The 22961-nt window shown below is 63.1% G+C and carries 24 protein-coding genes; 8 read left to right on the forward strand and 16 right to left on the reverse strand.

Features of this window, described 5'->3' with window-relative positions; all coding sequences use genetic code 11:
• From D460_RS34210 to D460_RS0130845, 3 genes are all read right to left on the reverse strand, one after another.
• Nucleotides 1-167, reverse strand: a 167-nt coding sequence (locus tag D460_RS34210) for a helix-turn-helix domain-containing protein (protein ID WP_155947893.1), incomplete at its 3' end; no start/stop codon positions are given.
• Between the two features lie 169 nt (nucleotides 168-336).
• Nucleotides 337-1107, reverse strand: a complete 771-nt coding sequence (gene tam / locus D460_RS0130840; RefSeq protein ID WP_018902478.1) for a trans-aconitate 2-methyltransferase — start codon at nucleotides 1105-1107, stop codon at nucleotides 337-339.
• 18 nt (nucleotides 1108-1125) lie between these two features.
• Nucleotides 1126-2685 carry a TerC family protein gene (locus D460_RS0130845; RefSeq protein ID WP_018902479.1) on the reverse strand — a complete coding sequence of 520 codons (1560 nt, stop codon included), beginning with the start codon at nucleotides 2683-2685 and terminating at the stop codon, nucleotides 1126-1128.
• 447 nt (nucleotides 2686-3132) lie between these two features.
• Here D460_RS0130845 and D460_RS0130850 point away from each other — a divergent pair, with 447 nt between their 5' ends.
• Nucleotides 3133-4671 carry a hypothetical protein gene (locus D460_RS0130850; protein WP_196809394.1) on the forward strand — a complete coding sequence of 513 codons (1539 nt, stop codon included), beginning with the start codon at nucleotides 3133-3135 and terminating at the stop codon, nucleotides 4669-4671.
• Nucleotides 4672-4730: 59 nt separating this feature from the next.
• Here D460_RS0130850 and D460_RS0130855 read toward each other — a convergent pair whose 3' ends face one another.
• The 3 genes from D460_RS0130855 to D460_RS0130865 form a co-directional block, all read right to left on the reverse strand.
• Complete coding sequence (locus D460_RS0130855) at nucleotides 4731-5165, reverse strand: cupin domain-containing protein (protein ID WP_018902481.1); 435 nt, start codon at nucleotides 5163-5165, stop codon at nucleotides 4731-4733.
• A gap of 155 nt (nucleotides 5166-5320) precedes the next feature.
• On the reverse strand, nucleotides 5321-6370 hold the full coding sequence (locus D460_RS0130860) for a patatin-like phospholipase family protein (protein WP_018902482.1): 1050 nt from the start codon (nucleotides 6368-6370) through the stop codon (nucleotides 5321-5323).
• 110 nt (nucleotides 6371-6480) lie between these two features.
• A complete protein-coding gene (locus D460_RS0130865; RefSeq protein WP_018902483.1) occupies nucleotides 6481-7521 on the reverse strand; it encodes a zinc-dependent alcohol dehydrogenase family protein in 1041 nt (346 codons plus the stop codon).
• 268 nt (nucleotides 7522-7789) lie between these two features.
• On the opposite strand from D460_RS0130865, the gene D460_RS0130870 reads away from it, so the two are divergent.
• Both D460_RS0130870 and D460_RS0130875 read left to right on the forward strand, forming a co-directional pair.
• Nucleotides 7790-8677 carry a branched-chain amino acid aminotransferase gene (locus tag D460_RS0130870; RefSeq protein WP_018902484.1) on the forward strand — a complete coding sequence of 296 codons (888 nt, stop codon included), beginning with the start codon at nucleotides 7790-7792 and terminating at the stop codon, nucleotides 8675-8677.
• Between the two features lie 223 nt (nucleotides 8678-8900).
• A complete protein-coding gene (locus tag D460_RS0130875; RefSeq protein WP_018902485.1) occupies nucleotides 8901-9827 on the forward strand; it encodes a bestrophin family protein in 927 nt (308 codons plus the stop codon).
• A gap of 305 nt (nucleotides 9828-10132) precedes the next feature.
• On the opposite strand, the gene D460_RS0130880 is transcribed toward D460_RS0130875, so the two are convergent.
• From D460_RS0130880 to D460_RS0130920, 8 genes are all read right to left on the reverse strand, one after another.
• Nucleotides 10133-11368 carry a multidrug efflux MFS transporter gene (locus tag D460_RS0130880; RefSeq protein ID WP_018902486.1) on the reverse strand — a complete coding sequence of 412 codons (1236 nt, stop codon included), beginning with the start codon at nucleotides 11366-11368 and terminating at the stop codon, nucleotides 10133-10135.
• Nucleotides 11365-12042, reverse strand: a complete 678-nt coding sequence (locus tag D460_RS0130885; RefSeq protein WP_018902487.1) for a YbhB/YbcL family Raf kinase inhibitor-like protein — start codon at nucleotides 12040-12042, stop codon at nucleotides 11365-11367. Before D460_RS0130885 ends, D460_RS0130880 begins: the two co-directional genes overlap by 4 nt.
• A gap of 88 nt (nucleotides 12043-12130) precedes the next feature.
• Nucleotides 12131-12970 carry a helix-turn-helix domain-containing protein gene (locus D460_RS0130890; RefSeq protein WP_018902488.1) on the reverse strand — a complete coding sequence of 280 codons (840 nt, stop codon included), beginning with the start codon at nucleotides 12968-12970 and terminating at the stop codon, nucleotides 12131-12133.
• Nucleotides 12963-13481, reverse strand: a complete 519-nt coding sequence (locus D460_RS0130895) for a hypothetical protein (RefSeq protein ID WP_018902489.1) — start codon at nucleotides 13479-13481, stop codon at nucleotides 12963-12965. The genes D460_RS0130890 and D460_RS0130895 overlap by 8 nt, the downstream gene beginning before the upstream one ends.
• Nucleotides 13482-13577: 96 nt before the next feature.
• The gene (locus D460_RS0130900; RefSeq protein ID WP_018902490.1) at nucleotides 13578-14153 is read right to left on the reverse strand and encodes a TetR/AcrR family transcriptional regulator; all 576 of its coding nucleotides are present in this window, start codon (nucleotides 14151-14153) and stop codon (nucleotides 13578-13580) included.
• Between the two features lie 228 nt (nucleotides 14154-14381).
• The gene (locus D460_RS0130905) at nucleotides 14382-15911 is read right to left on the reverse strand and encodes a hypothetical protein (RefSeq protein ID WP_245267848.1); all 1530 of its coding nucleotides are present in this window, start codon (nucleotides 15909-15911) and stop codon (nucleotides 14382-14384) included.
• Between the two features lie 298 nt (nucleotides 15912-16209).
• Nucleotides 16210-16659, reverse strand: a complete 450-nt coding sequence (locus D460_RS0130915; protein ID WP_018902492.1) for a hypothetical protein — start codon at nucleotides 16657-16659, stop codon at nucleotides 16210-16212.
• Nucleotides 16660-16800: 141 nt separating this feature from the next.
• The gene (locus D460_RS0130920) at nucleotides 16801-17133 is read right to left on the reverse strand and encodes a hypothetical protein (protein ID WP_018902493.1); all 333 of its coding nucleotides are present in this window, start codon (nucleotides 17131-17133) and stop codon (nucleotides 16801-16803) included.
• A gap of 254 nt (nucleotides 17134-17387) precedes the next feature.
• Here D460_RS0130920 and D460_RS0130925 point away from each other — a divergent pair, with 254 nt between their 5' ends.
• Nucleotides 17388-17990 (forward strand): superoxide dismutase, encoded by a 603-nt coding sequence (locus D460_RS0130925; RefSeq protein ID WP_018902494.1) that lies wholly within the window; start codon nucleotides 17388-17390, stop codon nucleotides 17988-17990.
• A gap of 96 nt (nucleotides 17991-18086) precedes the next feature.
• Nucleotides 18087-18935, forward strand: a complete 849-nt coding sequence (locus tag D460_RS0130930) for a metallophosphoesterase (protein WP_018902495.1) — start codon at nucleotides 18087-18089, stop codon at nucleotides 18933-18935.
• Between the two features lie 7 nt (nucleotides 18936-18942).
• Here D460_RS0130930 and D460_RS0130935 read toward each other — a convergent pair whose 3' ends face one another.
• Complete coding sequence (locus D460_RS0130935) at nucleotides 18943-19857, reverse strand: AraC family transcriptional regulator (RefSeq protein WP_018902496.1); 915 nt, start codon at nucleotides 19855-19857, stop codon at nucleotides 18943-18945.
• 160 nt (nucleotides 19858-20017) lie between these two features.
• On the opposite strand from D460_RS0130935, the gene D460_RS0130940 reads away from it, so the two are divergent.
• Complete coding sequence (locus D460_RS0130940) at nucleotides 20018-20797, forward strand: SDR family oxidoreductase (RefSeq protein WP_018902497.1); 780 nt, start codon at nucleotides 20018-20020, stop codon at nucleotides 20795-20797.
• Nucleotides 20798-20842: 45 nt separating this feature from the next.
• Here D460_RS0130940 and D460_RS0130945 read toward each other — a convergent pair whose 3' ends face one another.
• Complete coding sequence (locus tag D460_RS0130945; protein WP_018902498.1) at nucleotides 20843-21547, reverse strand: YafY family protein; 705 nt, start codon at nucleotides 21545-21547, stop codon at nucleotides 20843-20845.
• A gap of 128 nt (nucleotides 21548-21675) precedes the next feature.
• Between D460_RS0130945 and D460_RS0130950 the strand changes: the two genes are divergently transcribed.
• Nucleotides 21676-22311, forward strand: a complete 636-nt coding sequence (locus D460_RS0130950; protein ID WP_018902499.1) for a LysE family translocator — start codon at nucleotides 21676-21678, stop codon at nucleotides 22309-22311.
• Nucleotides 22312-22452: 141 nt separating this feature from the next.
• Entirely contained in the window at nucleotides 22453-22905 is a 453-nt protein-coding gene (locus tag D460_RS0130955; protein WP_018902500.1) for a cytochrome c, read from the forward strand.
• Nucleotides 22906-22961: the final 56 nt, after the last annotated feature.

Genomic DNA, 22961 nt, shown 5'->3' on the forward strand with positions numbered 1-22961 from the left:
CGGTCATCGACCGCCTCGCCGGCGGCAAACCGCTTCAACCAGACATAGCCCGTCTGGCGGCTGATGCCGAAGCGCTCGCAAAGGGCCGACACGTTCGCCCCCTCAAGCCCCGCCAGCCGACAGAATTCCAAACGCTCGTCCACAACCGACCTCGCCCGCCAAGCCATCGAAACCTCCCGGATCCAAATCCGAAAAGTGTCAGGCATGTCTCCGAACATCTGTCAGGTATGTATCAAGGCTGTACAACTAAGCCCGAGGATGACGTCGGAATGTTGGCGATCGCCCGTAACCCATTGAAATGTCGCGGCTTAAGTCGCCTCGGACACCTAGCCCCGTCTACCCCTTCACCGCCACCATGAATACTCGCGGGAACCTCAGCAGCACCCGCCCATCCGACATCTTGGGATAAACCTTCTCCACCCGCCCGAGATAATCCGCCAGAAACGCCTCGCGATGCTGATCGCCGGCATGGTCGAGATAGGGCCTCAGCCCGGTACCCTTGACCCATTCGACGATCGCCGTCGCGTCCGCCATCGGGTGGTTGTAGGCGGTGTGCCAGATGTCGACGCGCTTGGCCTTGCCGATCAGGCGGGAATAGTAGGTGGAGGGCGGTGGCAGAGGGTTGCGGCGCACACTTTTGGCCTCGAAGGCGGCCTTCCAGGGACCGGCATGGGCGGTCTCTTCCATCAAGAGATGCGTCGGCTCGGTCAGGTTGTCGGGCATCTGCACGGCAAGCGCGCCACCGGGCTTCAGGCCGTCCATCAGCCGGTCGAAGATGTCGAGATGATTGGGCAGCCATTGGAAGACGGCGTTGGCGAAGAGGAGATCGACCGGCTCCTTCGGCTGCCATGTCGCAAGATCGGCCTTGAGGAAATCGGTGCCGGGCAGCCGCTTGCGGGCTGCCTCCAGCATGTTGAGATCGCTGTCGAGGCCGCTGACGCCTGAAGCGCCGTAGCGGTCGATGATCAGCTCCGTCGAATTACCAGGGCCGCAGCCGAGGTCGATGGCGCGCTCGATGCGTTCCATCGGCACCTGCGCCAGAAGATCACGCGCCGGGCGCGTCCGTTCGTCCTCGAATTTCACATATTGGCTTGCCGACCATGCCATGGCGTCTCTCTCCCTTTTTCAATCCGCGTCTTCGATACGCTTGATCCTGATCTTGTCGATGTTGCGGCCATCGAGCGATACCACCTCGAATGTCAGTTCCTCGAAGCGGATCGTCTCGCCCTGATGCGGCAGATGCCCGAGCCGCCAGAGAATGAAGCCTGCCAACGTCGAGAAGCGGTCGCCTTCGTCCACCAGATCGACATCAACAAGCTTCGAAGCGTGGCGGATGTCGATCCAGCCGTCCACCGTCAGCGAGCCGTCCTCGCCGCGCTCGATCGAAAGCTTCTCCTCGTCCTCGTCGGGAAACTCGCCGGCGATGGCCTCGAGCAGATCGGTGGGCGTCACCATGCCTTCGAGATCGCCGTACTCGTCGAGCACGATGGCGACCGCTTCGCTGGAATGGCGCAGCTGCTCCATCAGCTTCAGCGCGCTGATGCTCTCATGCACCACGAAGGGCTCGCGGATCGAGCGTTCGACGTTGATCGATCCGTCGACGATCAGATCGCGCAACAGGTCGCGGGCGCTGGCCACGCCGATGAAATTGTCGAGGCTCCCGCGCGCGACGGGAAAGCGCGAATGGCCGAGATCGACGATGCGGCGCTGCAGCTCCGCCTCCGGCGCGTCGAGGTCCAGCCAGTCGATGTCGATGCGCGGCGTCATGATCGATTTGGCTGAGCGATCGGCCAGCGTCAGCACGCCCTGGATCATGTCCTTCTCCTCGTTGGAGAACACGTCCTCTTCGGCCGCCTGTTCGGCGATATGTTCCGCTGTCGGCCCGAGCGTCACCTGCGGCCGCCTGCCGCCGAGCAGGCCGAGCACGGCGTCGGCGGTGCGTTCGCGGATGTTGGTGGGCGTGATCAGCCGCTCGCGATTGTGCCGCGCCAGCTGGTTCAGCGATTCGATGATGACCGAGAAGCCGATCGCCGCGTAGAGATAGCCCTTAGGCAGGTGAACGCCGAAGCCCTCGATGATCAGCGAGAAGCCGATCATCATCAGGAAGCCCAGGCAGAGGATGACGACCGTCGGATGCTTGTTGACGAAGCTCGTCAGCGGCTTCGACAGAAGCAGCATGACGCCGATGGCGATGACGACGGCGATCATCATCACCGGCAGGTGCTGCACCATGCCGACGGCGGTGATCACGCTGTCGAGCGAAAAGATCGCATCGAGCACGACGATCTGCACGATCACCTGCCAGAAGACGGCATGCACCACCTTCTTCTCCGATGTCTCGACGTGGCCTTCCAGCCGCTCGTGCAGCTCCATCGTGCCCTTGAAGAGCAGGAAGACGCCGCCGATCAATAGAATGATGTCACGGCCGGAGAAACTGAACTCCATGACCGAGAAGATTGGCGTCGTCAGCGTCACGATCCAGGCGATCGAGGCGAGCAGTCCCAGCCGGATGAACAGTGCCAGGCCGAGGCCGACGAGGCGCGCGCGGTCACGCTGATGCGGCGGCAGCTTGTCGGCGAGAATGGCGATAAAGACGAGATTGTCGATGCCGAGAACGATCTCGAGCACGATCAGGGTTGCGAGACCCACCCAGGCGGAGGGGTCGGACATCCAGTCGAAGAACATCAATGGTGTAACGCGGCCACGTTGACGGGACCGCTCCTTTTGCGATGAAAATATGAAAGGCGGATGACGGCGGCTGCAAGCAGCCGGCGATCGAACTCCGCGATGGATAAGAAAAGAGCCGCCTTCAAAGCGGCTATATCAGGCCTGACGCCGATGCGGCGAACAGTGCGCCATCTACAGCCATCCCCATCGCCATCAGCGGACATATCGCTGGAAGACGGGGTGGAGCTGGTACTGGAAGGGTCACTGTCAGGCATGCTTCAATTTTGAAGGGTAATGCGCCCAAGCGCAAGAGGGGAGCATGGAAATACCTCGATCACCCCTCGCAAAGCGCAGCATGTTGGACCGGGATTTCCCCGATTGCCTCGATTCTTATCCATCTTCTACAGGAAGGCTTCATTGATCCTCAGGTAGCACTCGATGAGTATTCGTGCGGGGATTGTATCGATGCGGTGCTTTTCAGTGTATCTAGGTGGGTTGGCCGGCATCAGCCTTGGGGCAGGCGTGGCCTTTGCGCAGGCGGATGGCGAGGCGACCGGGTCGCGGCCGGCCGTTCTCCTCGACGGAATGCAGAACTATCGGGAAGCCTATCTGGCGCAGCTCCTCACCCCGTTTCGCATGCAGAGCGGGCCGGACCAGGTGTTGACCGCCGATGATGTGAGCCGCGCCGATGCGTTCACCCTGGCCGCCGCACGCGCCGGCATCCTGCAGGGCTTCTTCAGCCGTGATCTGAACGGTGACGGGCGTGTCACCGGCGATGAGCTGCAATCGAGCGATATCCGGGTTCCTGGCCGCGATGCAATCACGCGCATGGATGCCGATCGCGACGGCACCGTCACCTTCGAGGAGGCGACGGCCTACGCGGCACAGACCGCCACGAAGGCCGCCATGGGCTTCGGTCGACGGGGTTCGTTGAAGATGCTGCTCGATCTCGATCCCAACAAGGACGGGCGGCTGACTGCCGATGAGCTCGAACGCCTGGGACGTGCCGCCTTCGCCGTCTATGACACCGATGGCAACGGCGCCCTGTCGGAAACAGAGGTGGTGGCGCTGAACAAGGCAAGAGCCGCGAGGACTGCCGAGCTCGCCCTGGAGCGGCAGATAATGCAGTGCGATCTTCCGAAGCCCGGCAAGGCGGATCAGGTGCTTTACCTGAACGCCTATGAGGCGGGCGCGCTGTCCGACGTCACCGTCGCCGGCCAGGATGCGGAGACGGAAACGGCCGAGCTTGCCATCGAGGCCGGCACGACGCCGCTCTTCATCCTCGCCACCTCCTATACGCCGATGATCTGGCGGATGACCGGCCATGTCGAGCGCGTCAGCCACTTCGTGACGTCGAACCGAAACGGCGTCGGCGTGACCGGTTTGCCCAAGGACAAGGTCACTACGCTTACGAACTCCCCCTGCCTGCAGTACCGCTCGTTCGACGGCCCCGGCGGCGCGCAACATACAACGATGCTCGGCAAGCTGGTTGGAAAGCAGGTGGATGGCGTGGTGCTCGCCTATTCGCTGCCGCGAGCGGTCCTGCCCGCCGATGCCACGGCGCCAAAGGACTGGAAGCCTTCGCCGCGCCAGCGTGACCAGTTCTCCTCCGTCCCACTGTCTGAGGGCGGTCTGAAGAATGTCGACCAAGCCACCTATGAGGCTTTCCTCCGCTTCAACCCGGCCGGACTTGTGAACATCAAACCGGAGGAGGTCGTCGCGGCGGGCACGGCCGAGCGCTATCAAGTCCTGCCGCAGGAAGCCGGATTGTTGCAATTGCTGATGAATGGTTCGATCGAGACACCGCGCAGGGGTGCCTACCTGATCAAGCGGCCGGTCGCGCGGTTTCCCGCCGGGCTCGCCGGGGCGCATAGCGTGACGTTTCTGCTCGCCGATGGGGTTCCGCGCCCGGCTGGAAATCCCGGACATTCGCGGCTCGTCGCTCCGGGCGAATTCACTCTCGATGGCTCGCAGCTACGGCTGCGGCAACTGCCGCTAAAATAGAGGCTGGAAGTGTGGAGAGCAGGGACGGCCCGGGCTTGGCCCGCGCCGTCGTGGCCTGATCAGGCCGCCAGGATGCGTGTGCTGTCGCTGTTGGCAACGACGGTCAGCAAATCGCGGGTGCGCGATTCGGCGGCTTCGAAGAAGTCCGACATGTCGCTGTCGATCGTCGCCGAAAACCGTGCGGTTTCAGGGCCGCGATTGGAGTAGCCATGCGCCTGATCGGCCTCGATCCGGACGATATCGCCGGCGGTGGCTTCGAATTCTTCCAGTCCCTGGTCCGTCATCCGGCGGATGATCAGACAGCCTTCGATGATGCGCAGGATCTCGGGGCTTTCGTGGCGATGCAGCGGCGTGCGGCCGCCCGCGGGCACCGTGACGTCGAAGATGTTCAGCCAGGTTCCTTCAAGCCGCGTATGCCGCTCGAGCTGGCCTTCCGGCGCAAAGCCGGCCTGTACGCCCTCGGGCGCATGGGTGTTCACAAATGAGTTGGACATGATGTCTCGCTTTTTCTTTTTCTTAGCGGCGAGCGCGATAGACCTTTAGCCGGGCAATGGCAACCCGCTAAAACGCAAGGCTCCGATGCACAGATCGGCACCCCCGCGCTATCGGCGGGTTTTCAGCCCGCCGATCACCGCATCGTGTTTGGCTGTTATTGTTTGGCCAGGATGCGTTTGGCGATTTCGTCGAGCGCCGGCGCGTTGTCCTTGATGATTTGCGCGGCGATTTTCTGGAGTTGCTCGATGTTCTTGTCCTCGGTGTCGTCCAGTGCGTCGCTCTGCTCGTTCGTCAGTTGCTGGTCGAGCCGGAAGTAATTGAGCGTCGCCGCGTTTTGTTTGGTCACGACCGTCGAGAATTTTAGCTTCGTTCCGGGCGGATTGAGCAGCTTGTTGGCCTGGTAGGATGCGGTGCTCGCCTGTCCCTGCATGAGGATCGAGATCAAGGGCGTGTGGTGCGACACCTGCATCCAGCCGACGATGCCCCACTCCTTGGCTTCCTGATAAGGAACGGCTCGGTTCTGCTGGCCGGTGCCAAGCGACAGGAAGACGAGCTCATCATCCTGCCACGCCTGCTTGCGTGCCTCGACATAGGCAGCGAGGATAGGATCGTTGGCGAAGACACCGCCATCGATAAGGGCGACGTGTCGCTTCTGGCGATCTGTCTCACCGATCCGTTCGATCAGCGCCGGCGGGAAATAGGTGGGGGCCGCCGAGGTCGCACGCGCGGCCTCCCAGAAGCGGAACTTGCTGTTTTCGGCATCGGCATTCGACATGAAGAGAGCGGCGCGGTTCTCGATGTCGTAAGCCGTGATCACCACTTTCGACAGACCCTGGTCGAGCGTGGCTTTGCCGAGCGTTTCTTGCAGCCTGTTTTCAAGCACGTCGGGCTTATATCGCGGATCGTTTATCCCGAAGGGGTTCAATATCGCCGCCCCCAATGGCTTCTTGAAAATATCGGCGCCCTCATCGACGTAGAGCTTGAGAAGGTCGGCCGGCGTGCACGCTGCCTTCTTCTTGTCATCAGGATGCGGGCATGTCAGCCCGGCGGCGATGATGCCGCCGGTAGATGTCCCGGCGATCATGTCGAACGCTTGATGCAGCGGCAGTCCCTTCAACCGCGCGGCCAAGTCGACAAGTATGGCCGCCGGGATGATCCCGCGAATGCCGCCGCCATCGATCGAAAGAATGAAACGCTTTGCCATGCTCCCCTCCACGCCGGTTCATCCGGTTGAAGGGAGTATGTGATTTAAACCAAAGATTGCAACAAACTGAAAAGCTCGCTTTGGTTGAAGGCGGTTGTGTCGGCGCGCGCCTAGAAGCTGGTGATCACGCTGATCCCCGTCGTCTCCGCCTTGTCGAGCGTCATCAGCGCCGGGATGCCTTCTTCCAGGCTGATGCGTCGCGAGATCAGCTTCTGCGGCGCGATCTTGCCGGCGGCGAGCATCGACAGCATCGCATCGTAGCGCCAGGCCTGCATGCCGTGGCTGCCGTAGATCTCGAGCTCGTGGCCGATCACCTGCGCCATCGGGATCGAGGGCGTCGAATGCTCGCCCAGCATCAGCCCCACCTGCACATGGCGCCCACGGCGACGCAGGTTCTTGATCGAGTTGAAGCAGGTGACGGGATGGCCGAGCGCGTCGATCGAGACATGCGCGCCACCCTTGGTAATCTCGCGGACCGCCTCGGGCACATCGGCAACCGTTGTCGCGTTGATCGTCGCGACAGCCCCGCATTCCCGCGCGAAGGCCAGCTTCTCGTCCGACACGTCGATGGCGATCGCATTGGCCCCAAGCGCGGTGGCGATCATGATCGCCGAAAGCCCGACGCCGCCACAGCCATGCACGGCGATCCATTCGCCCGGGCCGGTGCGCGCCTGGTCGGCGACGGCGCGAAACGAGGTGGCGAAGCGGCAGCCAAGGCTGGCGGCCGTCGCGTCGTCGACCGTCTCGGGGAGGTGCACGAGATTGGTGTCGGCATAGTCGATCGCGACATATTCGGCGAATGAGCCCCAGTGGGTGAAGCCCGGCTGGAACTGGTCGGGGCAAACCTGCTGGTTGCTGGAATGGCATTCGCTGCAGCGGCCGCAGCCGGAAACGAAGGGCACCGTCACCCGGTCGCCCACCTTGTAGCGCATCACGCCCTTGCCCGTCGCCACCACCTTGCCGGCAAGCTCATGGCCCGGCACATGCGGCAGCTTGATATCGGGATCGTGGCCCATCCAGCCATGCCAGTCGCTGCGGCAAAGCCCGGTGGCGCCGACCGCGATCACGACGCCGTCTTCGGTGGGCGTCGGATCGGGCAGCGTGGCGATCTCCGGGGCCTTTTCGAAGGCGTCGTAGAACATGGCTTTCATTGGTCTTCACTCCTGCAGGGCGCGCTCAGTGCACGGGCATCCTCGTTGCCATACATAATGACACGCGGTCACGGCCGGCTCCAACCGGATTACCCATGATTTTCCCTGATGCATCCATCGCGCATGTTTTATCAAGCACGCATGAATATTGCCCTTGGCTCCGTCACCGCATGCCGTTTCTTGCTTAGCGTTCACCGCGCCATATTTCTCCTTGACCCGGTCTGCACGCGGGGTTTTGTCTCCCTGCAATTGATTGAAGGAGAGTCCCATGGCCGTCGATACATCGCCCCGTTCCAACACCTGGACTTATGTCGAGGGAGAGTGGCTGACCGGCAACCCGCCGCTGATCGGGCCGACCTCGCATGCCATGTGGCTGGCCTCCACCGTCTTCGACGGCGCCCGCTGGTTCGACGGCATCGCGCCCGATCTCGACCTGCATTGCCAGCGCATCAACCGCTCGGCCGTCAACATGGGCCTGAAACCTGTCAAGACCGCTGAAGAGATCCAAGCGCTCGCCTGGGAAGGCATCAAGAAGTTCGACGGCAAGACGCCGATCTACATCAAGCCGATGTACTGGGGCGAGCATGGCTCCGCCGGCAGCGTCGTCACCGTCGATGGTGACAGCACCCGCTTTGCGCTCTGCCTGTTCGAAGCCCCGCTCGGCAACAACAAGCCGAACTCGCTCACCGTCTCGCCCTTCCGCCGCCCGTCGCCGGAGACCGCGATGACCGACGCCAAGGCCGGCTCGCTCTACCCGAACAGCGGCCGTGCGATTGCCGAAGCGCGAGCCCGCGGCTTCGACAATGCCCTGATGCGCGACATGAACGGCAATGTCGCCGAAACCGCATCCTCCAACGTGTTCCTCGTCAAGGACGGCATCGTCAAGACGCCGGTCGCCAACCGCACCTTCCTCGCCGGCATCACCCGCGCCCGCGTCATCGGCCTGCTTCGCCAGGCCGGCTTCGAGGTTCGCGAGGAGACGCTCTCGGTCGACGATTTCATGGCGGCTGACGAGATCTTCACCTCGGGCAACTACTCCAAGGTCGTCGGCGTCAACCGTCTCGACGGCCGCGAACTGCAGGAAGGCCCTGTGACCCGCAAGGCGCTCGAAATCTACATGAACTGGGCATTTGGTCGCAGCGCAAGCGACAGCTGATCTGCTATTGAGGGAGGAGAGCGTGGCCCCCTCATCCGACCCTTCGGGCCACCTTCTCCCCGTGGGGGAGAAGGGGAGATGCCGCAGCGTAACCGATTCTCCTCTCCCCTCGGGGAGAGGGTGGCTGAGCGTAGCGGAGGCCGGGTGAGGGGGCCACACGCACCGCGTTAAACATCGTCCTCCGTTACCTCTTCACTCCCACCCCCACCTGGTCCCCCGCATCATGATCGTGCGCCCCCGCCCAACCCTCTTCAAGCTCTTCTTCATTCTTCGCGGCTCGATCATCAAGCGTGTCCTGCCGCAGATCATCCTCACCGCCGTGCTCTCGTCGCTGGTCGTGCTCTGTCACACGCTGTGGCCGGGCGTCCTGCCGGTCTTCAACGGCGCCCCCTTCGCGCTGCTAGGCATTGCGCTGTCGATCTTCCTCGGTTTCCGCAACAACGCCTGCTACGACCGCTGGTGGGAAGCGCGCCGGCAATGGGGCGTGATCGTCTTTTCCGCCCGCCATTTCGCCCGCCAGACCCTGATCCTCGAAACGATGTCGGGCGAAGCAGGAAAGGAAGCCCGCAAACGCGTGCTGACGCTCGTCATCGCCTTCGTCCAGTCGCTTGTCCCGCACCTGCGCAGCGGCATCTCCCGCCACAAGGTCGAACGACTGCTGCCTGACGATATCAACGCCCACTACGCCGCCAGCCGCAACCCGCCCGAAGCGCTGTCGCTGGAAATTGCCCGCGAACTCGCCGATCTCCGCGCCAAGGGCATGCTGACCGACATCAACTACCAGATGCTCGACCGCACGCTTGCCGATCTGACGCTCGCCCAGGCCTCCTGCGAGCGCATCCGCTGGACGCCGGTCCCCTTCGGCTACACGCTGCTCTTGCACCGCACGGCCCACCTCTTCTGCCTGATGCTGCCCTTCGGCTTCGACGACGTGCTCGGCTGGTTCATGCCCTTCGGCACCGCACTCGTCGCCTACACCTTCTTCGGTCTCGACGCGCTCGGCGACGAACTGGAAGAACCCTTCGGCAAGCAACCCAACGCGCTTCCCATCGAGGCGATCGCCGATACCGTCGAGATCAACATCCGCGAGGCGATGGGAGAGAAGGACCTGCCGCCGCTGCCGGTGGCGGTGGATTATTTGTTGATGTAGGTGCTGACTTGGGCGTGGCGATTGTCACGTTCGGAACCGGTCTACGCCGCTCCCCCTCAGGATGTTCGCCGAGACCACCCCACACTCGACGTCATCCTCGGCCGTCGTGCCGAGGATCTAAGCACGTCTCCACGAATGCAACGGTGCGGCTTCTACGGCAAAGGTCGCCGCAAACACCAGCCCACGCCCCCGGTCGATCCACCCACGTCGAGCACGCTGCTGCGTGCTTAGATCCTCGGGACAAGCCCGAGGAAGACGCCGGGAGCGTGGGCGCGTCGCCATTCCAACGGCTTACGAGCAGGCAGTCAGCGCTCGGCCCCATCCCCCCTCGGCCGCACCATCCACGAATACGCCGCCCCGGCGATCAACAGCACGCAGGTGCCGAGAAACACCGCCCGCATGCCGATATGCCCGCCGACGAAGCCGCCGAGGATCGGACCCGCCACCTGGCCGACATATTGCGAGGAGACCGACCATCCGAGGATGCTGCCGGCGGCGCTGTCGGGGACGCTGTGGCGGATCACGGCGGAGATGCAGGGGAGCAGGCCGCCGAGCGCCACGCCCATCAGGAAACGCAAGACGATCAGCTGCCACGAAGACGTCACGAAAGCCTGCGGGATCAGGAGCAGGCCGGCGATGCCGAGCGCGCCTGCGATGACAGGCCAGTGGCCGATCCGGTCCGCCAGCTTGCCCAGCCGCGAGGCAGAAAGGATGCTGCCGAGGGCGGCTGCCGACATGACGATGCCGGCGATGATGGTCACCCGCGCCGCGTCGTCCACCAGCTGCGCGACATAGACGGTGATGATCGGCTCGATCGACATGTTGGCGAGCATCAGCAGCATGCCGGTGAAGAGCATGGCGATGACGGGCCGCTTGTCCGGTATCGAGGCCCAGCCGCCGCTCTGCTTGGCGGCCTTCTTGCGGGCAGGGGACTTCTCCTCCTTGATGAGAAACAGCGTCGCCAGAAAGGCGAGGAAGATCATCGCGCCGGCGGCGAGAAACGTGCCGCGAATGCCGATCAAGGGCGGCAGCACGCCGCCAATCAGCGGCCCGACCAGATTGCCGGCCATGATGCCTGAGGCCAGCGTTCCCAGTGCCCAGGCCGAACGGTCCTTCGGCGTCTGCGTCGCCACCAGCACCATCGAGCCGGAGGAATAGCCGCCCGCCAGCCCGACGAAGAGCCGGAGCGCCACCAGCTGCCAGACGTTCCCGGCCATGCCCATCAGCGAGATCGCCACCGTCATGCCGAGGCTGGCGCGCACCAGCATCAGCTTGCGCCCATAGATATCTCCGAGCCGTCCCCACAGCGGCGCCACGAAGGCGGCGGCGAAGAAGGTGGCGCCATAGGCGATCCCCGACCATTGCACGATCGCGGCATGATCGCTGACGCCGAGCTCCTCGACATAGAGCGGCAGGAAGGGGAGCAACAGCGTCATAGCCACGATGGTCGTGAACGAGCCGACAAGCGAAACCGCCAGATTGCGTTTCCAATGGATCGAGCCTGGTTCGGCAGCGGCTGCATCCCATTTCGTATCGGTCATTTCGTGGCCTTCGCATTGATCGTGTAGGTCAGTTCCGCCGCACCGGACGAAACGATATGGCCCTTTGCCGCGGCGAGGAAATCGGCGCGGGTGAAGGCCTTGGGAAGTGTGAGCCTGTCGGTATCGAGCGCATAGGCCGTGATGCGGTAACGGTGGATGCGCAAGTCGTTCCAGGGAGGACACGCGCCCATATAGCCCCCATGCGGCCCATCCTTCAAGAAGGCGGCGAAGCCGTTCTGCCCGCGCCGCCCGTGCTTGGTCATCTCAAGCGCAAGGCCGCCCGCCGGCATGCCGTCGCCATCCGCGCCTTCGGCAAGTTCGGTGACCGACGCGGGGATGTCGGCAAGGATCCAGTGTGTGAATTCCATGCGCGGCGCATCCTTGTCGATCTCGGTTCCTTGCCTGTTCAGCAGCGAAAGATCGGCCGGAACGTCGGCGTCGGTCATGACGACGGCATAAGAGCGGGTTCCCGCGGGACCTCTCGTCCATGAGAGGGCAGGGCTCCTGTTGCTGCCCGCGGCCGCTTTTCCGTCGTTCGCGACACAGGATGCGTTCTGCGGGAGAAGTGTGCCGCCCGGGCCGCTGTTGCCGAAGGTCACCGTGATGTCGGCGGCCATGAGCGGGGCGGAAAAAGACACGATGGCGGCGGCGGTTGCGATGGTTGCGATATGCATGAGTTCGTCCTCTCGTTCGATGGACGAGCTCTAGCAATCCCGGTCATGGCAGGATGTGCAGAAACGCTCAAAAATCGCCCACGCGCGCTCAAACGTCGGCGGGTCGCTTCTCGGCTGTTTCGGAGCGCATGCGCTCGGCAAAGCGGCGCGGCGAGCGGTATCCCGTTGCCAGCGCGGCCTCGCGAAGCGAAGCGCCATCGTCGGCCAGCATCGTGGTTGCAAGCTCGATCCGGACCTCGGCAAGCAGCGTGCGCAGCGATGTGTCTTCGCTGGCGAGCCGCCGTCTCAAGGTGGCGTTGCTGGTGCCAAGCTCGGCGGCGATCATGTCGGCGGTCCAGGCTCTGTCCGGCTGCCAGCGAACCAGCCCGCGAACGGCGTCTGCCGTCGTCCGCGCCTTGAAGGGCAGGGCGCCGCGCATGCCGAGAACCATCAACACTTCCATCACCCGGTGCTCGATCAGCGCCGCGGGCAGGTTGCCGGCAACGATGCCTTCGCCGGCATGGTGAATGGCGCTGGAAAGCGCCGCGTCGAGCGGCAGGTCGAGCTGCCCGCCCTTGCGGTGTGGCGGAAAGGCACGGCTTGCGCGGGCAACCAGTTCGTCGGGAAAATCGATGAAGATGGCGCGATAGACACCCGTTGCCGTATCAGGATCGTTGACCACGTCGCCGCGCCATCCGCCGGGCAGCACGAGCACGGTACCGGCCGCAAACCGCAAGTGCCGCCCCATCGTCACGACCTCCTTCGACCCCTCCACGATCACGACGATCGAAGCGCGTGGAAAGGAACAGCCGGCGATGCGCTCGCGCTCGCGGGTGACAAAGGAAAACAGGGCCGAGGCCCGCAAGGCGCCGTCAGGCAGCGCGGACGGGCGATTGTCCCTGGCTGCCAGTTTCAGCAGCCGCTCCAATATGTGTTCGACGTCAGACATGGGGGACCCACGCAACCACCCGCCGCGCCTGTCCGCGCGAGACGAGGAAAGCCTGCGCTAGGCTGCCCGCCGCGAATAGCACCACCCAGATCAGTAGGGCCGTCTGCACCGGCGGGGAATCCGGGCCGTTGCCGATCGGGTGCGAGGGTGGCAGGCGCGACAGCGTCTCGTTGATCCCGGGCACCCAGAGCAGGAAATAGGTGAAGGAGAAGCCGAGGTTCCTGAGATAGGGGATCAGCCGCCCGAGGAAGCCGAGCTTCGGCAGCACGAGACAGATGGCGGAGACGAGAAGAACGATGATGGCCAGCGCATGACCTGGATTGAAGCCGCCGGTGGACGACAGGCCGAAGGCGCTGATGGCGGAAAGCGCAAGCGTCGAAAGATAGACCTTGCCGACCGTCGTTTCCGGGCGAATAGCCCGGTACTTCGCGAAGCTGTAGAGGCCGGCGACGGCGGGGACGATGCTGATGGCGGTGTGGATCTCACCGAGAAGCGAAAGCGGATTGGCCATGTCTGTTTCCTTTTGTGAGCCGACTAGTCGGTCGGTCTGATGGGCAAATGGGGGCAAAGATATGCGCATGCACGTCATGTCTGAGATAGTAGCGATCTAGCCGGTAAGTCTCTGCAGCGCCGGCTCTGTAATGCTTGCATAGAGTTCGGCGTCGCCACCGGCGACCCGCGCCGCCAGCATGGCGCCATGCACGGTAGCGACGAGAATGCGGGCGCTGCGCTCCGCGTCCTCGCTACTCGCCAGCTCGCCTTTCTTCAGCCCCTCGTCGATGAAGCCGGTGAGCCTTGTGATCAGCTCGTCGAAATGCGCCTTCACCTGCTCGGCGACCTCGGGCGGCAGGCTCGGCAGTTCGGCGGCGAGCAGCGCCGCGATGCAGAACGGCGCGTTGTTGTCGCGAATGCATTGTTCCCAGAAACCGACATAGCCGGCAAGCCGCCTGTCGGCGCGCGGTTCATGCGCCGCCATCGCCCCCATCCCATCCTCGGTCGCTTGCCGGTAGCGGGCGATCACCGCGACCGCCAGATCGGCCTTGCCGGGAAAATGATGATGGATCGTCGCCTTGCCGACGCCGACCACCGCGGAGATATCCGCGTAGCTGAAGGCGTTGTAGCCGCGTGTGACGATCAGCGCCTGCGCGGTTTCGAGAATGCGTGTGTATGTATCCGAAGCCATGAGTGGATATCTACCGACTAGTTGGTCGGTCGTCAACGGGGCGCACGGAAACGTGACTGGCACGGCGTGGTGGCCGAGGAGCGTGTCGCATCCGCGGCAATCTCGCGCCGGCGCCGTTCAGGCGAACTTCTATAAGAGGAACACGCAGCCGCTGGCCTGCCAAACGGCATAATCAGACATCATTGGCGAACGACCCGGCACGCCTTGCGCCGGGTCGCCGCAAAGATCTTACTCCGCAGGGAGAATGTGTGTGGTCTCGCCCGTGTCGGAACCGCCGCTCGTCCTCGTCTGTAGCAGCGATGTCTCCGAAATGTCGATCAGCGGGGAATAGGTCGCGGCCGGCATCCGGATTTCATTCATCCGCACCTCGCTTGTCTTGTCGTCCCGCGCATCGATGGCGATCGCGCCGCCGCGTTCGCTGCGGGCGGCTTCAAGCTGTCCGTTCATGATGGCGCGTTCGGCACGCAGCTGCCGGATTTCGGACTTGGCGATCTCAAGGCTGGTGCGCAGCTGGCTGATTTCGTGGCGGTCGGAATCGATCCGCGTGTCCATGTCGCGGCGCAGCGCATCGGCGTCCCGGTCGCGGCGAATGCGCAGGCTGTCGATTTCGCGCAGCTTCATCGTCAGCTCGTTGTTTTCGCCGGCAAGCTCGCGCCGCGCCGTCTCGCTTTCGCTGCCCGTGGCGCGTGCCCGCTGCAGCTCTTCGTCCAGCCGCTCGGCGTGCGAAAGGGCCGTGGCAAGCTCGGATTTCACGCGCTTGGTTTCGTTGCGTGCCGCCTGCAGCTCTTCGTCGGTCATCCGGTTGCGGCCGTTTGCCGTCACCAGCAGCTTTTCCACGAGCTCGGCCTTGGAGCCGATGGCGTCATGGCGCGTGGTCAGATGCGCGATCTCCAGCGCCGAGGAGGATTGCAGCGTCTCGAACTCGACCTCGAGCCGCTTATGGCGTTCCTCGATCAGCGAGAGTTCCTGCTTCATGCCTGACGATGCGGCCTGCAGGTTGCGCACCAGAGCTTCCTGCTCCGTCAGGCTGCGTTTCAGGTGACCGCGCTCTTCGGTCAGCCGCGCCATCTCGCGGCTGTGGACGCCGTTGTCGCGGCGGGAGGTTTCGATCAGCAGTTCATGCGCGGTCGTCTCGTTGTCGAGGCGCGCTTTGGTCGCCGCCAGCTCGCGGCTGCGTTGCTCCAGCTCCTGCTGCGCCCGCTTCAGCAAGGTCGATGCCTCGTCGAACTGGATCGTCCGGTCGTTGAGTTCGCGTTCGGCGTCGAGCAGCCGCGTCTCGATGATGGTGAATTCCTCGAGCGCGATCTCGTGCAGCCCTTGCAGGGTGGTGAGTTCCTCGCGCAGGGTGGCGCTTTCCGAGCGCAGTTGCGCATTGTCGTTGCGGAATGTCTTGTTCTCGCCCGTCAGCCGCGCATTGTCGTGGTCGGCCTTCTCGCGGGCGCTGCTTTCATAGTTCAGCAGCGAAGCGATGCGCGCGCATTCGGCGCGAAGCGCGCCGGTCTCGCTGAGCGACTGGCTATGCGTGCCGATCAGCGTCGCCACGCGCGTCTGCAGCGACGTCAGGCTGGACAAGAGCTCGTCCGAATTGCGCTGGTTGTCCTCGATCGCCGAGCCGAAGGCCGACAGGTCCCTGACATCGGGCATCGCATAGCCCGGCCGCTCCACCGTATTTGGCCTGCTATCGGCGATCGACGCCTGCTGTTGTTGCCCGGCGGCCGGCAGCAACCGGCCGTCTTCCGCGCGACGAAAAAAACTCATGACCATATCTCGTGTCCCCAAACACCACACCACGGACGCATTCGAAATATGCCTCCCGACTAATCAAGTAACATGTATTTAAGATTGAGTCGGACTCATTAAAACGATGCCAATAGTTGCATCGTGAAAGGCCTATGTGTCTTTGTCAAAAGACGAATGATGACAATCAACAGCCTTCTCGCGCTGTCAAATCTTTGCCCGATGTCATGTGGGATTTGCGCCACAGGGGAGGCGGCGCGGCATTTGTCGACCATGTGGCCCGGCCGCATGGTATATCCGTAGGCCAGCAACGGCGACGTCAATCCTCGTAAAGCTTCGATTTCTTCGACCATTTGCGCCAGGGGTGCAGTTCGAAGTGCGGCATGTCCCAGCCGTCCCTGATATCGCCGTTCATGTCCCAATCGCCGCCCCAGCGCAGCTTCAACGGCTTTCCGTCAAGACCTTCGAGCCCAAGCTTTTCGGGCAGCGGCAGGATGACCTTGGAGAGCCGGATGAAAGCCTGCTTGTTCTTCCAGTCATAGGGTGCAGGAAACAGATCGAAGGCGATCGCCGGCACGTAGTTATGGGCCGAGTCGCCGAAATGCACTTTCGAGAAACCGCCATTGAAGGCCCGCTCCTGCGCATCGCGCCCACGCGTCGAATCGAGCACCTTGAAATCGATCTCCCGGATCGCCGCCTGGGCGATGGCCTGCAGATGCGGATGGCATTTCGCAAGGGCGGCAAGCGATGCGCTGCTGAAATGAAACATGACATCCTCCCATGCCGCGCCATCGATCGGCCGGCGTCGGAAGGTTAGCGAAAGGGAGGTTGCGCGTACACAAATCGAGTGCAATCGGTAATTGTGAACGGCGCGTCGATGTAGGCTGAAGACAATCGCGTGCGCGGCGCCTCACTCGTCCGGCAGGATCCCCATCCGCTCGGTCTCGAGTTCCGTCCCGAGCTCCACCGCCTTGGTCTTCTTGTCGTAAATGCAGAAGTAGCTGACGAAGCCGTTGGCGCCCTTCGGCTTGCCCGTCACCAGCGCCATGCCGAAATTCTCGCTGCCGAAGGGATCGACGACCGCATGCGGCAGTTCCACCTGCGCGCGCGCCGCCATCTCGCATTTTCCCTGCACCTCGGCTGCAAAATCTTGCCAGGCGTCACCCGAGGAGGCCAAAGCGGTGCCGCCCGCAGCCAGAAAAGCCGCGATGAAGGCGGCCGCAAAGCCGATCGGGTGGAGCATTGGGTGCCCTGTAACGCCAAGCCTCATACTGAGCCCTCGCACATTTTTGGCCCTCGCGCCCACGCTTGGAAGGCCATGCCATAAAGCACTGTCATCATGATTGATTTGCGCCTTGCATGCCAAGCCCTTAGCGCGGCTAAATTTTCTTCCGCAGCGGTCTTTTTTGACATTTCGCAGGTTGCCTCACCAAGCTTGCGCTCCTATGTTCCCGCACACCTGCCGATTACGCAAACTATTGCCAAAAGGAGACGACCATGGCTTTTGAATTGCCTGAACTTCCCTACGATTACGAAGCGCTGCAGCCTTTCATGTCGAAGGAAACCCTGGAGTTCCACCACGACAAGCACCACAAGGCTTATGTCGACAACGGCAACAAGCTTGCGGCGGAAGCCGGTCTCGCCGACCTCTCGCTCGAAGACGTCGTCAAGAAGTCCTTCGGCACCAATGCCGGCCTCTTCAACAACGCTGCCCAGCACTACAACCACGTCCATTTCTGGAAGTGGATGAAGAAGGGCGGCGGCGGCAACAAGCTGCCTTCCAAGCTCGAAGCGGCCATCAACTCCGATCTCGGCGGCTATGACAAGTTCAAGGCCGATTTCGTCGCTGCCGGCACCACCCAGTTCGGCTCCGGCTGGGCTTGGGTTTCCGTCAAGAACGGCAAGCTCGAAATCTCCAAGACCCCGAACGGCGAAAACCCGCTCGTCCACGGCGCCACCCCGATCCTCGGCGTCGACGTCTGGGAGCACTCCTACTACATCGACTACCGCAACGCCCGTCCGAAGTACCTCGAAGCCTTCGTCGACAGCCTGATCAACTGGGACTACGTCCTGGAACGCTACGAAGCCGCAACCAAGTAAGCCGGTTTTGAGAGAGTGACGAGAGCACCCGGTGGAGACGCCGGGTGTTTTTGTTTGTGTCACATCCCTGTCACCCACCCCACCTAATCCGGCACCATGACCCAATCGCTCCCCCTGTTCCGCTTCGGCATCGTCGCCGACCCGCAATATGCCGCCCGCGAGCCGCATACCGGCATGGACCGCTATTACGAAAACAGCCCCGCCAAGCTGAAAGCCGCGATCGAGGTCTTCAACGCGGAGGATCTGAGCTTCGTCATCACGCTGGGCGACATCATCGACCGCGATTTCAAAAGCTTCGACGCCATCCTTCCTGTCTATGACGCCCTGGAGCACGACAATCTCTTCCTGCTGGGCAACCACGACTTCGCCGTCGCACCCGAGCACCTGGAAGACGTCGCCGCCCGCCTCGGCATGCCGGCGCCCTATTACAGCCTCGCCACTCACGGCTGGCGCTTCATCATGCTCGATGGCAACGAAGTCAGCACCTTCGGCCCGCCGGAGGGCCACCCCTATCGCGAGATCGCGGCGGAAAAGCTCGCCGAACTCCGCGCCGCCGGCGCCATCAACGCCGAAGTCTGGAACGCCATGGTCAGCGACCGCCAGTTCGACTGGTTGAAATCGGAGATCGCCGACGCATCCGAGCGCGGCGAACGCGTCATCGTCATGAACCACTACCCGGTCTATCCGCCCAACCAGCACGACTGCTGGGACCGCGAACGCATGATCGAACTGCTGACAAAAAGCCCCAACGTCATGGCCTATTTCAACGGCCACAACCACGTCGGCAATTACGGCGCGGTCGACGACTGCCACTTCGTCAACTTCAAGGGCATGGTCGACACCGAGAAAGAAAACACCTTCGCCATCGTCGACGTCCACGCCGACCGCATCGAGATCCGCGGCTTCGGCCGCGAGGAGAGCAGGGTGCTGGCGCTGAGGGGCTAGGCAGCCCCTAAGCCGCTGCGGTCTCCATCGGCAAACCCCGGATCTCGCTCACATCCCGCTTCGGCGGCGTGCCGAACATGCGGGCGTATTCGCGGCTGAACTGCGAGGCGCTTTCATAGCCCACCTGATAGGCGGCGCTTGCCACGTTGGCGCCGTCGGTGACCATCAGCCGGCGGGCTTCGAGCAGGCGCATGTGCTTCTGGTATTGCAGCGGCGTCATCGAGGTCAGCGTCTTGAAATGCTGGTGAAACGAGGAGGGGCTCATGCGCGCCACGGCCGCCAGTTCCTCGATCCTGATGGGTTCAGCGAAATTGTCGCGCAGCCGGTAGATCGCATCGCTCATCCGCCGCGCATGGCTGCCGGGAAGCGCCAGCTTGCAGATCTCGCGGCCGTTCGGCCCTGTCAGCAGCCAGTAGCAGATCTCCCGCATGATCGAGCGCGCCAGCACGGGGATGGCCTTCGGCGTCTCCATGAGGTTGAGCAGCCGGCGCACGCAGTCCTGCAGCGCTTCGTCGAAATCCTGCACGAAGACGCAGGCGATGCCGTCGCCGGATGGCTTCGGCGGGTTTTCGAGATCATCCATCATCTCGCGCATCAGCGCAGGATCGAAATCGATGTTGAGGCCGAGATAGGGCTGCTCGGGGCTCGCCTCGACGATCTGGCCGGAGGCGGGGAGTTCGACGGTGACGATCAGCAGCTGGTTCTCGCCATAGTCCAGCACCCGGTCGCCGCTCAGGATCCGCTTGGCGCCCTGCAGCACCACGCAGATGGTCGGCCGATAGATGCGGTGATGCGGTATCACCGGCTGGCTGACGCGCGAGATCGCCAGCCCCGGCACGGGCACCGGCATGGCAAACGACCCGTCGCCGCCACCGACCGCATCTATATAGCGCGACACCATGTCCTTCAGCGCTTCCGCCATGCTGCTCTCCATCAAAACCACCGGGAGTGATCTTAGATCACTGGCTTCAGGCCGCAAGCCGATTGGAGGAATAGGCAAGAAATTCGAGAGTTCCGGCATTCAGCAAAGAGGGTGTGCGGGCGTAGCATCAGGCCATCGAATGAGCCCCAAGGAGCCTGTCATGCCGAGTGAAAATCAAGCAAATTCAAAGAACAAGATCGCCATCGTCACTGGCGGTGGTCGCGGCCTCGGCCGCAACACGGTGGTCAGCCTCGCCAGGCGCGGCGTCAATGTCATCCTGACCTACAACACGAATAAGGCAGAAGCCGAAAGCGCTGTCGCCGAGATCGAGGCCGCAGGCGCCAAGGCCATCGGCCTCCAGCTCGACACCGGCAATGCCGGTTCATTCGACGCTTTCGTTGCAAGCGTCCGCCAGGCGCTGGAAGCCTTCGGAGCCAAGGATTTCGACTATCTCGTCAACAACGCCGGCACCAGCTACCACGCCCCGATCGCCGAAACGACCGAGGAAGCCTTCGACGGCCTCGTCAACGTCCACCTGAAGGGCGTCTTCTTCCTGACCCAGAAGCTCCTGCCGCTGATGGCCGATGGCGGCCGCATCATCAACATCTCGAGCGGCCTTGCCCGCTTCAGCGTTCCCGGCAGCTCGGCCTATGCGGCCATGAAGGGCGCGATCGAGGTCTTGACCCGCTACCTCGCCAAGGAACTCGGCGCCCGCGGCATCACCGCCAACACGGTGGCACCAGGCGCCGTGATGACTGATTTCAGCGGCGGCATCGTCCGCGACAATCCCGTGGTCAACAAGATGGTGTCAGACATGACGGCCCTCGGCCGCCCCGGCGTCGCCGACGATATCGGCCCGATGATCGCCTCGCTGCTGTCTGATGACAATCGCTGGGTCAACGGCCAGCGCATCGAAGTCTCCGGCGGCGCCGCCCTCTGAGGATGAACACCAGCCGTCCCCATGATTCCAGTCGCGGGGACGGTGTCAGATCGCCGAAACGGCGGCCGGCGTCTGTGTCCACCCCGAGGTCCAGAGCGTCCGCAAGCCGTCGCCTTCACCCTTGAAGAAGCCCTCGGCCTGCACGCAGCGCTCGACCCGGTCGCTGCGGAAATTGCGGATCGCCTCGCGCAACTCGCACCAGGCAACGATGTTCGAGCTCTGCGAGTAATAAATGAGCGCGATCGGCCGGATCGTGCGCTGGCTGGCCCTGCCGAGCTCGTCGCGATAATCGAGCCTCAGCTTCCGTTCGTCGCGGATGGCACCGCGCACCAGCGAAAGGTCCAGCCCTTCCGGCGAAGGCGCGATCGTGCCCCAGGCGTAGAGCGCCTTTCCCTCCATCGCCTCTCTGAGCGGGGCCGGCACGGCGCCCGCGATTTTCTGGTTCACTCTCTTGGTCGCCTGCTTCAGCGCCGCGTCGCCGGTCCGCTCCACCAGCGCCAGCGACAGCACGATCGCCTCCATCTCCTCGATCGTGAACATCAGCGGCGGCAGGTCGAAGCCGGGTCTCAGTATATAGCCGATGCCGCGCCCGCCCTCGATCGGCACGCGCATCGCCTGCAGCGCCGCGATGTCGCGGTAGATCGAGCGAACGGTCACCTCCAGCGCTTCGGCCATGACGGCGGCCGTCACCGGCCGCTTCGCCAGCCGCAACAGCTGGATGATCTCGAAAAGCCGGGACGCCTTGCGCATATCCTCTCCTCCGCCAAACGCTACTGACACTACACTGTCAGTTGGGCCGTCGTACAGATCATCCTATCGAATTGAAATTCAACGCTATCCGCAAGCTCTGCATCGCGGATCGACGATGGACAACTGACATGACCTACAGCGAAAACCTCTGGCTTTATTTCACTCTTCTCTTCGGCATCATCATCGTCCCGGGCATGGACATGCTCTTCGTGCTCGCCAATTCGCTGACGTCTGGCCGGCGCGCCGGAATGGCGGCGACGGCGGGCATCATGGCGGGCGGGGCAGTGCATTCGCTTTATGGCGCGATCGGCGTCGGCCTTCTGGCGACGCTGCTCCCGGCGCTGTTCAACCCGCTGCTCTTCATCGGCGCCGCCTACATGGCCTGGATCGGCTACACCCTGATCGCAAGCTCCATCACGGTCTCATCAGTCGAAGGCGGCACGAGCTCAGGCTGGCGCGCATTCCGCCAGGGCGCCATCACCTGCCTCATCAATCCCAAGGCCTATCTCTTCATGCTGGCGGTCTATCCGCAGTTCCTGAAGCCAATCTATGGACCGATCTGGCTGCAGGGCATCGTCATGGGGCTGATGACCATGGCGACCCAGGCGGCGATCTACGGCACCGTCGCCGTCACCGCCTCGCGCAGCCGCACGCTGCTGATCTCCAACCCCAGTGCCACCATCCTCGTCGGCCGCATCGCCGGCGGCCTTTTGGTGGCGATTGCGATCCTTACCGCCTGGCACGGCTGGCGGACGCCGGCATGAAAGTGAGAAAACCGCAAATTCCTGAATTTATTACGCTCTCACCCACTTGTTACTTTTTAGCTGAGATTAATTTGCAATCATGCCCGCGTAAAAGCGAAGCGCCGGGCTTCGAAAATCTCGGTATCGAAGAGGAGTGGAGACATGAGACTAAAAGCAATCGTCGCGGCCGTGCTGGTCGCCGGCATGGGGGTTACGTCGGTGCTTGCGGCTGGAGAGGGCACGCATGAGGCACGTGAAGCCATGATGAAGAAGATCGGCGGCGCTACGGGCGCGCTTGCGGGTATCGCCAAGGGCGAAAAGCCCTACGACGCCGAAGCGGTGAAGACCGCGCTGTCGACCATCTCGGAAACCGCCAAGGCCTTCCCCGATCAGTTCAAGGCTGGCACGGAAAACGCATCCGCCGATTCCGAGGCGAGCCCGAAGATCTGGGAAAACATGGATGACTTCAAGGCGCGCGCGGCCAAGCTCGGCTCCGATGCCGATACGCTGCTTGCCCAGGTTCCGGCCGATGCCGCAGGCGTCGGCGCCGGCCTGAAGACCCTTGGCGCGAACTGCGGCGGCTGTCATCAGAACTACCGCATCAAGAAGGAATAGTTCTCGCCCTTCCGTTCGTCTGGGGTGATCCTGCCTCGGCGATCCGCATCTACGAT

This window comes from Rhizobium sp. 2MFCol3.1, from assembly GCF_000377565.1.
In the GTDB taxonomy this organism is placed as follows: domain Bacteria; phylum Pseudomonadota; class Alphaproteobacteria; order Rhizobiales; family Rhizobiaceae; genus Rhizobium.